The organism is Oceanimonas sp. AH20CE76 (genome assembly GCF_039654065.1).
Classification (GTDB): Bacteria; Pseudomonadota; Gammaproteobacteria; order Enterobacterales; family Aeromonadaceae; genus Oceanimonas; species Oceanimonas smirnovii.
Genome location: NZ_CP155481.1, coordinates 1,498,190 through 1,512,401 on the forward strand (window position 1 = coordinate 1,498,190; position 14,212 = coordinate 1,512,401).

Annotated in this window: 10 protein-coding genes; 8 read left to right on the plus strand and 2 right to left on the minus strand. The window is 60.8% G+C overall.

The window, feature by feature from the left end; all coding sequences use genetic code 11:
* Genes N2M06_RS07310 through N2M06_RS07340 form a run of 7 tightly spaced genes read left to right on the plus strand, consistent with a single transcriptional unit; the run spans position 1 to position 8,651 of the window.
* Positions 1–249: a phosphopantetheine-binding protein gene (locus N2M06_RS07310; RefSeq protein WP_019935409.1), complete on the plus strand. Its 249-nt coding sequence runs from the start codon at positions 1–3 to the stop codon at positions 247–249.
* Between the two features lie 2 nt (positions 250–251).
* Positions 252–4,106: an amino acid adenylation domain-containing protein gene (locus N2M06_RS07315; protein WP_346352070.1), complete on the plus strand. Its 3,855-nt coding sequence runs from the start codon at positions 252–254 to the stop codon at positions 4,104–4,106.
* Entirely contained in the window at positions 4,097–4,858 is a 762-nt protein-coding gene (locus N2M06_RS07320) for a 2,3-dihydro-2,3-dihydroxybenzoate dehydrogenase (protein ID WP_019935407.1), read from the plus strand. Before N2M06_RS07315 ends, N2M06_RS07320 begins: the two co-directional genes overlap by 10 nt.
* A 14-nt stretch (positions 4,859–4,872) precedes the next feature.
* On the plus strand, positions 4,873–5,973 hold the full coding sequence (locus N2M06_RS07325) for an ABC transporter substrate-binding protein (protein ID WP_346352071.1): 1,101 nt from the start codon (positions 4,873–4,875) through the stop codon (positions 5,971–5,973).
* On the plus strand, positions 5,973–7,049 hold the full coding sequence (locus N2M06_RS07330) for an iron ABC transporter permease (RefSeq protein ID WP_346352072.1): 1,077 nt from the start codon (positions 5,973–5,975) through the stop codon (positions 7,047–7,049). Before N2M06_RS07325 ends, N2M06_RS07330 begins: the two co-directional genes overlap by 1 nt.
* The gene (locus N2M06_RS07335) at positions 7,046–7,852 is read left to right on the plus strand and encodes an ABC transporter ATP-binding protein (RefSeq protein WP_346352073.1); all 807 of its coding nucleotides are present in this window, start codon (positions 7,046–7,048) and stop codon (positions 7,850–7,852) included. The genes N2M06_RS07330 and N2M06_RS07335 overlap by 4 nt, the downstream gene beginning before the upstream one ends.
* Positions 7,833–8,651, plus strand: coding sequence for an alpha/beta hydrolase-fold protein (locus N2M06_RS07340; protein ID WP_346352074.1), 819 nt, complete (start codon positions 7,833–7,835; stop codon positions 8,649–8,651). Before N2M06_RS07335 ends, N2M06_RS07340 begins: the two co-directional genes overlap by 20 nt.
* A 43-nt stretch (positions 8,652–8,694) precedes the next feature.
* Here N2M06_RS07340 and N2M06_RS07345 read toward each other — a convergent pair whose 3' ends face one another.
* Positions 8,695–10,944: a TonB-dependent siderophore receptor gene (locus tag N2M06_RS07345; protein WP_346352075.1), complete on the minus strand. Its 2,250-nt coding sequence runs from the start codon at positions 10,942–10,944 to the stop codon at positions 8,695–8,697.
* Positions 10,945–11,054: 110 nt separating this feature from the next.
* Here N2M06_RS07345 and N2M06_RS07350 point away from each other — a divergent pair, with 110 nt between their 5' ends.
* Positions 11,055–11,858: an alpha/beta hydrolase-fold protein gene (locus tag N2M06_RS07350; RefSeq protein ID WP_346352076.1), complete on the plus strand. Its 804-nt coding sequence runs from the start codon at positions 11,055–11,057 to the stop codon at positions 11,856–11,858.
* 45 nt (positions 11,859–11,903) lie between these two features.
* Here the strand turns inward: N2M06_RS07350 and N2M06_RS07355 are convergent, their stop codons facing one another.
* Positions 11,904–14,117, minus strand: coding sequence for a mechanosensitive ion channel domain-containing protein (locus N2M06_RS07355; protein ID WP_346352077.1), 2,214 nt, complete (start codon positions 14,115–14,117; stop codon positions 11,904–11,906).
* Positions 14,118–14,212 lie beyond the last annotated feature (95 nt).

Sequence of the window (14,212 nt, forward strand, 5' to 3'; positions counted from 1 at the left end):
ATGAGCAAGCAAGCACCCCTTACCCTGGAGCGAATGCGCAGCGATATTGCCGCCATTCTGGGTGAAAGCCCCGATGAACTGTACAACGACGACAACCTGCTGGACTGGGGGCTGGACTCGATGCGCATTTTTAACCTGTCGGTGGAATGGAACAAAACCGGTCTGGAGCTGCGTTTTGCCGATCTGGCGGAAACGCCGACGCTCGATGGCTGGTGGCAGCAGGTGCAGCGTCAGCAGGGCGGCGCATAAAGATGGCAGGCCGTCACTATTCCCTGACCGAAGCCCAGCAGGGGCTCTGGTTTGCTCAGCAGCTGGCACCGGACAATCCGGCCTTTAATACCGCCCATGTCATTTATCTTGAGGGCGAGCTGAATGTGAGTGCCTTTGAGCAGGCCGCCAATCAGGCCGCCAGGGAGGCCATCAGTCTGCAGCTGCGCTTTGCCCAGGGTCCGCTGCAGTGGCCCGACGCCGCGCACACGCCCTGGCTGAACGTGATTGATATGCGTGATCAGCCGCAAGCCGCCGAGCAGCATTATCTGGCGGATGTGAACCGGCCGCTGGACCCCTGCCAGGACAAACTGGCCTGCCAGCGGTTGTATCTGCTGGGTGAGGGGCGTTACGCCTGGTATGTGCGGGCGCACCATCTGGTGAACGACGGCTATGGCATGGCGCTGTTCTGCGAGCGGGTCAGTGCCCTTTATGCCGGTGACGACCGCAGCCAGCCCTTTGCGCCCTGGCTGCCGGTATGGCAGGAAGATCAGGACTACCAGCACGGCGAACGCCGACGCCGGGATCAGGCCTACTGGACAGACACCCTGACCGCGTTGCCGCCGCCGGCCACCCTTGCCGGCGAGCCTCAGCCCCATGCGGCTGTGCATACCTGCCACCGGCACAGAGTGCCTTTGGGCCATGAGCTGCGTGCTCAGCTGTTAAGCCTGTGTCAGGCCCGGCAGCTGCCCTGGCCCGATGTGCTGACCGCACTGACCGCCGAATATTGCCGCCGCCACAGCGATCAGGCCACGGAAGTGGTGGTGGGCGTTCCCTATATGGGCCGCCTGGGCAGCAAGGCGGCGCGCCTGCCCGCCATGGTGATGAACGTACTGCCGCTGGCCCTGCGAGCGGGAAATGAGGCCTTAAGCGAGTTTCTGCCCCACACGGTGCGGGAGCTGACCCGGGGCCGCCGCCATGGCCGCTACCGGGGTGAGCAGCTGCGCCGGGACCTGGGCCTGATTGGCGGCCAGCGCCGGCTGCACGGGCCGCTGATCAATGTGCAGCCCTTTTACACTCCTTTTACCCTCAAGGGCATGCAGGCCGAACTGCACATTTTAAGCACGGGGCCGGTGGACGACCTGACCCTGGGTTTTCGGGGCAATGGTCAGGACAGCCTGCACCTTGAAATTGAAGCCAATGGCCGCCTTTACAGCCAGCAAGACGTGGCGGATCACAGCGCCCGGCTGCCGGCCTTTTTGCAGGCGGCCCTGTCGGTATGGCAGCACAATGGCCGGCTGCAGGACATTCCCCTGGCCACCCCCGCCGAGCAGGCGCGGTATTCTCTTGAAGTAAACAAGACTGATCATATCGTGCCCGACACCACACTGGTGGCGCTCTTCGAGGCCCAAATGGCGGCCACCCCCGAGGCCACGGCGCTGGTGTTTAACGGTGAGCACATGAGTTACGCCGAGCTGGAGCAACGCAGCCGGGCACTGGCGCTGACGCTGCCGCCGTCGTCGCTGGTGGCGGTGGCGCTGCCGCGCTCCTTTGAGCTGGTGATTGCCCTGCTGGCCATTCAGCGTGCCGGCGGAGCCTATCTGCCGCTGGATGCCAGCCAGCCCGACGAACGCCTGCACCGCATTCTTGACTCGGCCCGGCCGGCCCGAATACTGACCGATGAGACCGAACGTTTTTCCCGCTGGCAGCCACTGGCTCCCTGCAGCTGGCCTCAGCACAGCACAGCGGCGCTGGCTCACCGGCCCATGCCGCAGGATGCCGCCTATGTAATTTACACGTCCGGCTCCACCGGCGAGCCCAAGGGCGTGGTGGTGGAGCACAAAGCCATCGTCAACCGGCTGCTGTGGATGCAGGCGTTTTTTGCGGTGGATGCCAGCGAGCGCATTTTGCAGAAAACCCCCGCTACCTTTGATGTGTCGGTATGGGAGTTCTTTTTGCCCTTGCTGAGCGGGGCCTGTCTGGTGATAGCCCCGCCCGGAGCCCATCAGGATCCGCGGCATATCGCCCGGCTTATTGATGAAGAGGGCATTACCACGCTGCACTTTGTGCCTTCCATGCTGGCGGCCTTTCTGGCGACACCCGGCGGTGAACATGCTTCTCTGCGCCGGGTAATTGTCAGTGGCGAGGCCCTGACAGCCAGCCTGCGGGACCGCTTTCATCAGCGGCTGTCGGCCCGCTTGTTCAACCTGTACGGCCCCACGGAAGCGGCGGTGGATGTGAGCTGGTGGGAGGCGAGCCGCAGCGACAGCAGCATTTCCGTGCCCATTGGTTTTCCGGTGTGGAACACCCAGCTGTATGTGCTGGATGCCGAGCTTCGGCCCCAGCCGCCCGGCGTGGCCGGCGATCTGTATCTGGGCGGGGTGCAGCTGGCCCGGGGGTATCTGGGCCAGCCGGCGCTCACCAATGCGCGTTTTATTGCCAACCCCTTTGCGCCCGGCGAGCGGCTTTATCACAGCGGCGATGTGGCACGTTTTCGCCGGGACGGGGCGGTGGAATATCTGGGCCGCAGTGATGATCAGATAAAACTGCGCGGCCTGCGCATTGAGCTGGGTGACATTACCCACGCTCTGAGCACGGCACCGGGGGTGGCCCGGGGTGAAGTGCTGCTGCGCCATGACGACGGCAACCCCAGACTGGTGGCCTATATGCAGGCCAAAGACAATGCCGGGCCCGATGAAGCGGCACTGCGCCTGCATCTGGCGGGCCGGTTGCCGGATTACATGGTGCCCTCGGCCTTTGTCTGGCTTGAGCACTGGCCGCTGTCGGCCAACGGCAAGCTGGATCGCAAGGCGCTGCCGGCACCCAAAGCCGACAGCGGCAGCGGCGGCGAGCCGCAAACCGCCACCGAGCAGGCGCTGGCCGTCCTGTTTGCCGAGCAGCTGAAGCTGGCCGCGCTGCCGGGGCGGCAGGATGACTTTTTTGCTCTTGGGGGCGACTCGCTCTCGGCGGTGCATCTGCTGCTGGCCATAGAAGCCCGCTGGCAGCGGGATCCGGGGCTGGGCGCTTTGTTTGCCAACCCTACGGTAGCGGGGCTGGCGGCCGTGCTGGACGCGCACCAGTTCAGCATTGATGACGGCCTGGGGCCTTATATACAACTCTCGAAAGGGCAGGGCAGTCTGCCTCCGGTATTTGCGGTGCACCCGGCGGGGGGCATTGCCTGGAACTACCGCGAGCTGGCCCAGCGCCTGCCCGGCCGAGCCCTCTATGGCCTGCAGTCACCGGCGCTGAACCCGCAGCAACCCCTGGAGGACAGCATCAACAGCCTGGCGGCCCGTTACGTTGAGACTATCAATGAGCTGTACCCGACAGGGCCCGTGCACCTGCTGGGCTGGTCTGTGGGCGGCATTATCGCCCAGGCCATGGCGGTGCGGCTGCAGCAGCTGGGCCGGCCGGTGGGCATGGTGGCGCTGCTGGATGCCTATCCGGCAGAATGCTGGCGCGCCGAGCCGGAGCCTGGCCCGGTGGCGGCGCTGCGCGCCCTGCTGGCCATTGCCGGTTACGATCCGGAGCAGCACACAGAGCTCGACACCCGTGAAAAGGTAGTGGCGTTTTTGCGCCGGGGCGACACCACCCTGGGCAATTTGCCCGAGGCGGCGCTGGATGGTGTGGTGCGGGCGGTGACCAGCACCAACAAATGGGTGCGGGAGCACTATCATCAGCCGCTGGCGGGCACTCTGCTGCACGTGCGGGCCGGCCGGGATCATGGTGATAAGCCCTGGCTGCAGTCGTCCCTCTGGGCACCCTATGCCACTCAGGTACAAGCCATTGAATTACCTTTTTTACATGCCGAAATGACCGGCAGTCAGGCCTCGGCGGCACTGGCCCCCGAGCTTGCCGCCGTCATGGCCCACACCGAGGAGAACATAAAATGCAGCTGAGCGGATTTAACGGCAAACTGGCGCTGGTTACCGGTGCCGGCGGCGGCATTGGCCGGGCTCTGGTCAAACTGCTGCATCACAGCGGCTGCTCAGTGGTGGCCACGGATGTGGTGGCCCCTGAGTTTGACGGTTTGCCCCGAGTGCACAGCCGCCCGCTGGATGTGACCGACTCAGTGGCGGTCAACGCCCTGGTGGATGACATTGAACAGCGGCTGGGCCCCATCGGCTTTGGTATCAATGTGGCCGGTGTGCTGCAGTCCGGCACCATAGACACCATTGATGATGCGCAGTGGCGGCGTACCTTTGCGGTAAATACCGACGGGGTCTTCTATCTGTGCCGGGCCCTGGCCAGAGTAATGAGCCCGCGCCGGCAGGGCGTTATGGTGACAGTGGGCTCCAATGCCGCCGGCATACCGCGGCACGCCATGGCCGCCTATGGCGCGTCCAAGGCGGCGACCCACATGTTGATGCGTTGCCTGGGGCTGGAGCTGGCCCCCCTTGGCATTCGCTGCAACACGGTGGCACCGGGCTCCACCCTCACCCCCATGCAAACCGGCATGTGGGCCGACGAGCGCGGCGCTGAACAGGTAATTGCCGGCCTGCCGAATATTTATAAAACAGGCATTCCGCTGGGCAAACTGGCGCAACCCGAGGACGTAGCCAATGCGGTGATGTTTTTGCTGTCGGATCAGGCCGGCCATATAGTAATGGACGATCTCTATGTGGACGGCGGTGCCACCCTGCGCGGTTAACAAGGATAATAAGCATGTTGTATTTCAAAAAACTCAGGCACTGGCTCTGTCTGCTGATGCTGGCTACCACACCGGCGCTGGCAGGGCAAACGGTGACCGACCTGCGCGGTCGTACCGTGACCCTGCCCAGTAAAATAGAGCGCATCGCCATTGACGACGGCCGCTTTCTGCTGGCGCTGTCGCTGATATCGGACAATCCGGTGCAGCACCTGGCGGGCTGGCCCAAAGACATCAACCGGGTGGGCGAGCATTACTACCAGCAGTTCAGGGCGGCATTTCCGGCCATTGAGCAAGTGCCGCTGGTGTCCAGCTCCGCCGAAAGCTTTGATATGGAGTCCATGCTGGCCGCCGAGCCCGATGTGGCCGTGCTGTCGTTAAGCCGGGGGCCCACGGAGGATCAGATTGCGCTGCTGGAGGCGTCCGGCATTGCCGTGGTGTTTATCGACTTCTTTATTGACCCCTTCAAGCATCAGGCCCCCAGCCTGCAGCTGCTGGGCACCCTGACCGGCCACGAACAGCAGGCCAGTGACTATCTGGCGCTGCGGGATGCGCATCTGGCCCGTATTGCCGAAAAACTGCCGCAAAGCAGCGACAAGCCCAGCGTCTTTATGGAAGCCCATGCGGGCATTACTCAGGACTGCTGCTTTTCGCCGGGCACCGGCGGAGTAGGGGACTATATCGACTTTGCCGGCGGCCATAATATAGGCGCAGACGTGCTGACCCGGGCCTCGGGCAAGCTGAATCTGGAATACATTATTGCCAGTGATCCTGATGTGTATATCGCCACCGGCGGCCCTGCGCTGGAAAAAAGCAACGGCCTGGTGCTGGGCGGCGGCTATGGCCCCGAGCAGGCCAAAGCCGCGCTGCAGCGGGTGGCCGAACGTCAGGGCATTAAAGATCTGACCGCTGTTCATCAGGGCCGGGTGTACGGACTGGCACATCAGCTGCTGAACTCGCCCCTGGACATAGTGGCGGTGGAAGTGCTGGCCAAATGGCTGCACCCTGAGGTGTTTGCCGATCTTGCGCCGGCGCAAACCCTTGCCACCATCAATCAGGACTTTCTGGCGGTACCCTATGAGGGTACCGGCTGGATCAGTCTGTCTGCTGCTGAGTAATGCCCTTGAATACCCTGACCGAACAACGCAGCGCCAGCGCTGACATTTTATTTGCCTATCGCGGCAAGGTGCGCTGGCGGCTGCTGGTGCTGGCCGCGCTTACCCTGTTGTGCGCCGCCGCCCTGCTGCTGGACATGACCACGGGCCCCTCTGCCATGACCGCCGCCCAGGTGTGGGCCGGGCTGCTGGATCCGGCATCGCTGTCGCCGGCCCAGCACACCATTATCTGGAATGTGCGTCTGCCCTATGCGCTGATGGCGGTGCTGGTGGGAGCGGCCCTGTCTCTGGCCGGGGCCGAGATGCAGGCCATTCTTAATAATCCTCTGGCCAGCCCCTTTACCTTGGGGGTGTCGTCTGCGGCGTCATTTGGTGCCGCCTTGGCCATCGTGCTCGGCATCAGTCTGCCCTTTGTAGCCGCCGAATGGATGGTATCCCTTAACGCCTTTATTTTTGCCTTTGGCTCTGTGCTGCTGCTGCAGCTGATGACCAGGCTGCGCAGCAGCAGCGTGGAAACCATGGTGCTGCTGGGCATTGCGCTGGTGTTTGTGTTTAACGCCCTGGTGGCCTTTGTGCAGTTTGCCTCTTCTCAGGCGGCGCTGCAGCAGCTGGTGTTCTGGAGCATGGGCTCGCTGTCCCGCGCCAACTGGCAGAATGTGGGGCTGATGGCGCTGGTATTGCTGCTGGTGGTGCCGTTTTCGCTGTTGTCTGCCAGCAAGCTGACCGCCCTGCGGCTGGGGGAAGATCGCGCCCGCAGCTTTGGTATTCATGTGGGGCGGCTGCGCTTTCTGGCGCTGCTCAGGGTCAGCCTGCTGGCCGCCACCTCGGTGGCCTTTGTGGGCACCATCGGCTTTATCGGTCTGGTGGGGCCGCACATTGCCCGCTTGCTGCTGGGCGAGGATCATCGCTTTTTGCTGCCGGGCACGTTGCTGACCGGCGCGCTGATTATGGCGCTGGCCTCGGCGGCCAGCAAAATGCTGGTGCCCGGCGTGTTGTTGCCGGTGGGCATCGTCACCGCCATGGTGGGCGTGCCGGTATTTTTGTTGCTGATCTTCTGGAAACCGGAGGCCCGCTCATGAGTGACGGTCTGACTATTACCAACCTGGCCACCGGCTACCGCAAACGGGCCGTGGTGCAGGGCGTGACCCTGCCCATGCTGAGTCCCGGCGGCGTGTATTCCCTGATTGGCCCCAATGCCGCCGGCAAAAGCACCCTGCTGAGAGCGCTGGCGGGATTGCAGCCAGCGACTGGCTCAGTACAGTTGAACGGCTCCGAGCTGATAGGCAAGCCGCTGGCAGACTGGGCCAGAAGCGTCACCTATATGCCCCAGACTCTGCCTCAGGGGGTGTCGCTGAATGTGCTGGAAAGTGTGATCAGCGCGCTCAGGGCCTCTCCCATGGAGGGGCTGTACAGCAGCGAGGCCATCAAGCAGCATGCGGTGAGCGTGCTGGAGCGGGTGGGCATTATTGATCTGGCCATGCGCAACCTGGGGCATTTGTCCGGCGGCCAGCGCCAGCTGGTGTCTCTGGCTCAGGTGCTGGCGCGCAACCCCAGGGTGCTGCTGCTGGATGAGCCCATCAGTGCGCTGGATTTAAAGCATCAGTTTCGCGTGATGCGGCTGGTGCGGGAGCTGGCCCGGGAGCGGCACATGATAGTGATGGTGGTGCTCCATGATTTAAGCATCGCGGCCCGCTGGTCCGACGGCATTGTGATGCTGGCCAAGGGCAAAGTGGTGGCCAGCGGCACGCCGGAGCAGGCCATTACGCCGGCTTCTCTGGCCGAGGTGTATGGGGTCAGGGCGCGCATTGAATACTGCGTGCGTGGCCAGATGCAGGTAATGATTGACGACGAGGCCCTTGAAGATGACATGGTCACTGGCTGACAGCCGGGTACGTAATTATTGTGCCAACAGCAGCGGCATTGAATACGAGATCAGTATCTGGCTACCCAAGGGCGAGCCGCCTGAGCTGGGCTGGCCCGTGGTTTATGTGCTGGATGGCAATGCCATGTTCGCCACTGTTGTGGAGGCGATACAGCGCGGCGGCCGCCGGCCCGATGCCACCGGTGTGGGGCTGGCCGCCGTGGTGGGCATTGCCCATGGTGATGAACGGCTGTTTGCCACCGAGTTCCGTTACCGTGACTTTACCTTTGAGCCCTCGGCAGCGGTAAAAGCCGATACCGCCGGCGGCGGCCGGGCATTTCTGGATTTTATCAGCCGGCAACTGGCACCTGAACTTGCCCGGGAATTTAATGTTAACCGGGCTCACCAGATGCTGTTCGGCCATTCTCTGGCCGGTTATTTTGTGCTGAATGCGCTGGGCTTGCAGCCTCATGCCTTTTCCCACTTTGCCGCCATCAGCCCTTCTGTGTGGTGGCAGCCCGACGCGTTGACCAAACGACTGCAGCAGCTGCAGGCCAGTCAGGCCCCCCGTGTGCTGATTGCCACCGGCGAGTGGGAAGGCACACCGGCGCCCTGGATTCCCGACGGGCCGGCAAGAGAGCAATTGATTGCCCGGCGCAACACTCGCGCCATGCTCACCCACGCCGCCGCCGTGGCCGCCCTGTGCCAGCAGCAGCTGGGCCTGCAGCGGGTCAGCTATCGCTGCTTTCCCGAAGAGGACCACAGCTCGGTGGTGATGATCGGCATACAGCGCGCCCTGCGGCTGATGTTTGAGCCATAAAAAAAACAGCGCCTTGAGGCGCTGTTTTTGTATATGTGTGTGTTCAGAACCGGTAGGTGGCAGAAGCGTAATAGCTGCGGCCCGGCTCGTTATAGGTGGCGGCACCGGCACCATAGATGGTGCGCGGATCCCCCACACCCACGGCATTGCCCTTGCGGTACAGGCGTTTGTCGAACAGGTTGTTGATACCGGCACTGAGGCTGAAATCATCGGTCAGCTGATAGCGGCCACCCAGGCCCACCAGGGCGTAGGGCGACAGTTGCTGCTGCTCTTCGCCTTCCATCGGTTTGCCCTGAAAGTCGAGCTTGTTGGGTACCTGCTTGCCATACCAGGTAACATGGGTGTTCAGGCTCAGTTGATCGCTGGCCTGCCAGTCCAGGCGGGAGTTCAGGGTGTATTCCGGAATGACCGACAGCGATTCACCGGTGCTTTTGTTCTTGCTCTGCAGCATATAAGTCAGGTTATTGGACCAGTCCAGCTCAGGGGTGAGGGAAACATTAAATGTGCCTTCCAGCCCTTCTACCACCGCTTTGGGCACATTGGTCCACTGAAAGATGTCTGAATTAACAAAGGCCCCGTTACCGCCGCTGGCCTGACCGGCAGGGCGGGTGCCGGCCTCTACTTTATTGCGGTAATCGTTGCGGAAATAAGTGACGCCCGCCACCACCATTTCGTTGGTGAACTCAATGCCCAGCTCCTTGTTGATGCTGGTCTCTGCCTTCAGGTTATCATTGCCCTGCAGGTAGCAGGAGCCACCGCCGCCCCAGCAGCCATTGCCCCGGCTGTAGAGCAGATAATCGGGGTTGGTCTGATACAGGTTGGGCGCCTTGTAGGCCCGGGCGATGCCGGCCTTGAGGGTCCAGTTCTCATTCAGATACTGAGTGGCATTCAGCGACGGACTCCAGTTGCTGCCGGTAATGTTGTGATAATCGTAGCGCAGGCCCGGGGTCAGTATGGTGCTGTCGGTCAGGTTGATATTGCTCTCCATAAAGGCAGAGGCAATATAGTCTTTGGCCTGTGAGCTGCGGTTACCGGTGATACCGGCAATATCACCACCTTCGGTGGTGGTCTGGCTTACCGAGTTCTCATCACTGAACTTGCGATCCTTCCATTCGCCACCCAGAGTGAGGGTCTGCTCAAGGCCGGCAGTGTTCAGCGGCAGATTAATACTGCTGTGGGCGGTGATTTGCTCCAGCCTGGAGGTGCTCATGCTGTCATCGGAAAACAGCCCTTCGGTACCGCCGGCCAGGCCTTCATTCAGCCGGTGATTCCGGGTTTGTTCATATTGCACATAAGAAAGGGAGTTGCCCGCGTCAAATGTGCCCTTATGGGTGAGAGCATAGGTGTCGCGATACATGATATTGGTTTCAGCACCCAGTTTGTCGAATACCCGTTGTGAGGTGCTGTTCGGGTTACCATTGACCTCGGTAAAATTATTGGTGTTCTGGGTATCGCCGCTGTAGATATTGCCCTGACGGCTGAAACTCACATCCAGATCTATCTGATGAGATTCTGTCGGCTGAATGCTCAGGCGCGCGGCCAGATCCCGGTTGCGTACGCCTTCGCGCCCGGCCGGAAAGGTGTTGCTGTAGTCAACCCGTCCGGTGTCTACCCGGGTAGACTGATGCCCCTTATTGATATCCCAGGCGTCGGGCTCGGTTTTGGCGACATTACCGGACAAGCGCAGGCCCACCTTGTCGGAGAGGGGGCCGGCCAGCATAAAGTTAAGACGCTCGCTGTCACCGTCTTTGTCCGACTCGGCCATTTCATAATAGGCGGTGGCCGAGCCGGTAAATTCCTCGGGAATGGCCTTGGTAATAATGTTCACCACACCACCGGCAGCTCCGCTGCCGTAGCGGGCCGCGGCAGGGCCGCGCAGCACTTCAATGCGATCTACTGCTTCCATCGGCACCCAGTTGGTGTCTCCCCGGGTATCCCGCTCGCCGCGCCAGCCATAGCGCACCGACTGGCGGCTGTTAACCGGCTTGCCGTCAATCAGGATCAGGGTGTTTTCCGGGCCCATGCCGCGAATATCAATCTGGCGGTTGTTGCCGCGCTGGCCGCTGGTGCTGTTGCCGGTGAGGTTCACGCCGGGCATGGTGCGGATTACCTCAGACAAGTCATTACTGACCGGTGCCTTTGCCAGATCCTCGGCGGTAATAATGGACACCCCGGGAGCCTGCTTGAGAATTTCTTCCGCGGTGACCAGCACTTCATCCAGGGTGTAGGCCTCATTGGCCTGAGCCGTTGTGGCCAACACGCAGCTGCCAAGCAGCCATACATACTTTTGCATTACCGGTTTCCTTACAAACGTAATCAATATGATTTTTCGTAATGGTAAATGATTCTATGTATCATTCGCAAAGCTTTTTGTTTCTATAATCTATTTAGGGAAAAATACCCATGCGCTATTGGAAGTTACTGCTGATAACCCTGCTGTTAACCCCCGCCTGTGCCAGCTCACCTCAAACAGAGCACTACCGTTACCAGCAGCTGGACTTTCAGTCCCGGGACGGCAGGCGGGAATATCGGGTCACAATAGGCCTGCCCACCGCAGCGGCACCCGAAGGCGGTTATCCGGTGTTGTATATGCTGGATGGTGCCGCCGCCCTGAAAGGACTGACGCAGAGCAGATTGAGCCGGCTGCAGGGAGGCGACTGGCCCGTGCTGGTGACCATTGCCTACCACAGCGATGCCCGCACCGGACGAACCTTTGACTACACACCGGTTCCTGCCAATGCAGTCACAGAACATGAATACGGTGGTGCTGATGGCTTCTGGAAACTGATAGAAGATGAAATAAAGCCCGCCGTCGGCCGGGCGGCGGCGGTCAACCCCGAGCGCCAGACTCTGTGGGGTCACTCGTTTGGTGGCCTCTTTGTGCTGCATACCCTGTTTCATTATCCCGAGAGCTACCAGCGCTATGTGGCGGCAGATCCTTCCCTGTGGTGGCAGGGCGGCCAGCTGTTACATGCGGAAAAAGCCTATCGTGAGCGCCAGCAGTGGCCAGCGATCACCTTGCTGTTGCAGCGCAGCAGCTCACACCGCCGCGGCAGCACAGTGCCTGAAAATGCCACCCGTAACATGGCCCGCCGGCTGAGCGAATTGCCCGCAATGGCAGTGCAATACACGGATTACTTCAATCATCATCACGGCAGCGTAAGAGACGTTTCCATTCCCACCGCTCTGAGCATGGCTCAGCAATAAAAAAACCGGCCGAAGCCGGTTTGGTCAGTAACATCAATTTATCAGTTAGCCGCTGTGGCGTTCGCCTGCCTGCTCCAGCTTGAGCGCGGGTGCCACGCCTTGGCGGCTGCCTTCAAAATGCACCGTGCTCTGGGGGTAGGGTATTTCAATGCCTGCCTGCTCAAAGTGCATTTTCACCAGCCGGTTATAGGCACGGCCCACGGCCCACTGCATGCCGGGCACGGTTTTAATGCGCACGCGAATGTTCACCGAGCTGTCGGCCAGGGCCACCACGCCGGCCACTTCCAGCGCCTCCAGCACGTAGGGCTTTTGTGCTTCATCGGCGGCCAGCTCTTCAAAGGCGTTTTGCAGATGGGCAATGGCGTCGTCAATGTTCTCCCGGTAAGACACCCGGTATTCACCCACATGGTAGGCAAAGTCACGCATATAGTTGGACACCGTATCCACACTGGAGAAGGGAATAATATGGTAGGTGCCGTTCAGATCGCGAATGCCCACAGAGCGAATGCTGAGCTTCTCGGCAGTGCCGGTAATGCCACCCAGGGTGACCACATCACCGGTGTTCATGGCGTTTTCAATCTGAATGAAAATACCGGTGATCACATCCTGCACCAGCTTCTGGGCACCAAAACCAATGGCCAGACCCAGCACACCGGCACCGGCAATCAGCGGGCCTATATTAATGCCAAGCTCGGCCAGGGCAATCATCACCGTCATGGTGACCAGCAGCACCGCCAGCGCACTACGGAACAATGACAGCAGGGTCTGTGTGCGTGCCGAGGGAATGCCGGTGCCGGTTTCCGGATTGAGCTTGTGTTCAATCAGGCTGGCACAGGTTACCCAGATGGCAGCCGCCACTGCCAGCACAATGGCCACGGCAATGATGCGGCCCATCAGCACACCGCCTGCTTCCGAGGCATACCAGGTGGCCAGATCCAGGACGTGCCAGGCATTAAACGACAGCAAAATAACCGCCGCCAATACCAGAAAACGCAAAAAGCGCAGGGCATTGGGTACATAGCTGTTCAGCCTTGCTTCCAGTAACGGCATTTTGCGGCGAAGTTCCGGTGACAGCTGAATGCGCCGGCCTATGGTCTGGCCCAGCAGAGTAGACAGCAACAAACCCACCACAATAATGCCCAGGGTTTTCAGGGTGGCAAACAGCACAAAGGGCAGGGCATTGGCCGGACTTAACAGCACCAGCACCAGCACCACGGCAAAATAACCCAGCGCCAGCACATGCCAGGTGCGAGCCAGCAGATGCAGGCTGATTTTGCTGGTGGCCATGGGGCTTTGCTCGGCTTTGGTGCGAATAATGCCCGCCAGCCGGCGACGGTTTTTCAGAATAATGATGGCGGCATACATAAAGGCGGCCAGCATCAGTAATGTGTTTATACCCTGGCTCAGGGCTGCGGAAATATGAATGCTGATCAGGGGCTCAGCCACCATAACACCATAACCCAGCAAGCCAATCAGCAGTGCCATGTGACGGTTCCAGTAGGCGGCTTCACTGGCATTAATGGGCAGCAGGCGCAGGCCGTCATAGCGGCGGGAAAACAGCATACGCAGGCCCACCTTAAGCAGCTCGATCACCATAAAGGCGTTCAGAAACAAAGAGGCCTGTGTGGTTTGCTCACCGGTTTCACCCACCAGAAAGGTGGCCACCAGATTACCGCCCACGTAAGCCAGCCCGACGATAAGTACATCCACAGCAGCGGCCAGGGCCACGCAAATCACGCGGCGAATCACGGGGGTGTTTCCGCCCTGCAGCGCCCAGGTGTCGAGTTTTGCATAAAGCAAAGGGCCAATCAGCCGGCGCATCAGCATAAAGACCAGTAGCGTTGCCACTATTACCAGGCTCAGGTTAAGGGTGGCTTCCATCAAACCGGCCAGACTGAACTGCTCATCACTGGCTACCTGACCGTCTACCAGACCATTCACCACCTCTGCCAGCGCGGTGAACTGTTCACCAATGCCCTCGGCAATGGCTCGTGTGGTTTGAGCCAGTTCGCGGCTGGACGAAGACGCTGCCGAGGCCTCTTCCGCTACCGTTTTAGCCTGGGTCGCCGTCTCGTCTGCCATGGTGCGCAGCTCGTTTATCAGCTTTTCACGGGACTGCTCGTTTTCCAGCAGATCGGCCAGCGCCGCATAGGAAGGGTTATCCTTTGTCTGGCCGGCTTGCTGAGCCTGAACCAGGCCCGCAGGAATAGCACAGAGCAGCCAGATTAATGGCAACAGTATTTTGGTTGTCAGATTCACCAGTGGCCTCCGCTTGGCTGGTGGAATGAATGTTGCGACAAAGATGCCGCCTGCATAAAACTTCCTGACAAAACAGCCTAACATAGCCGCAATGC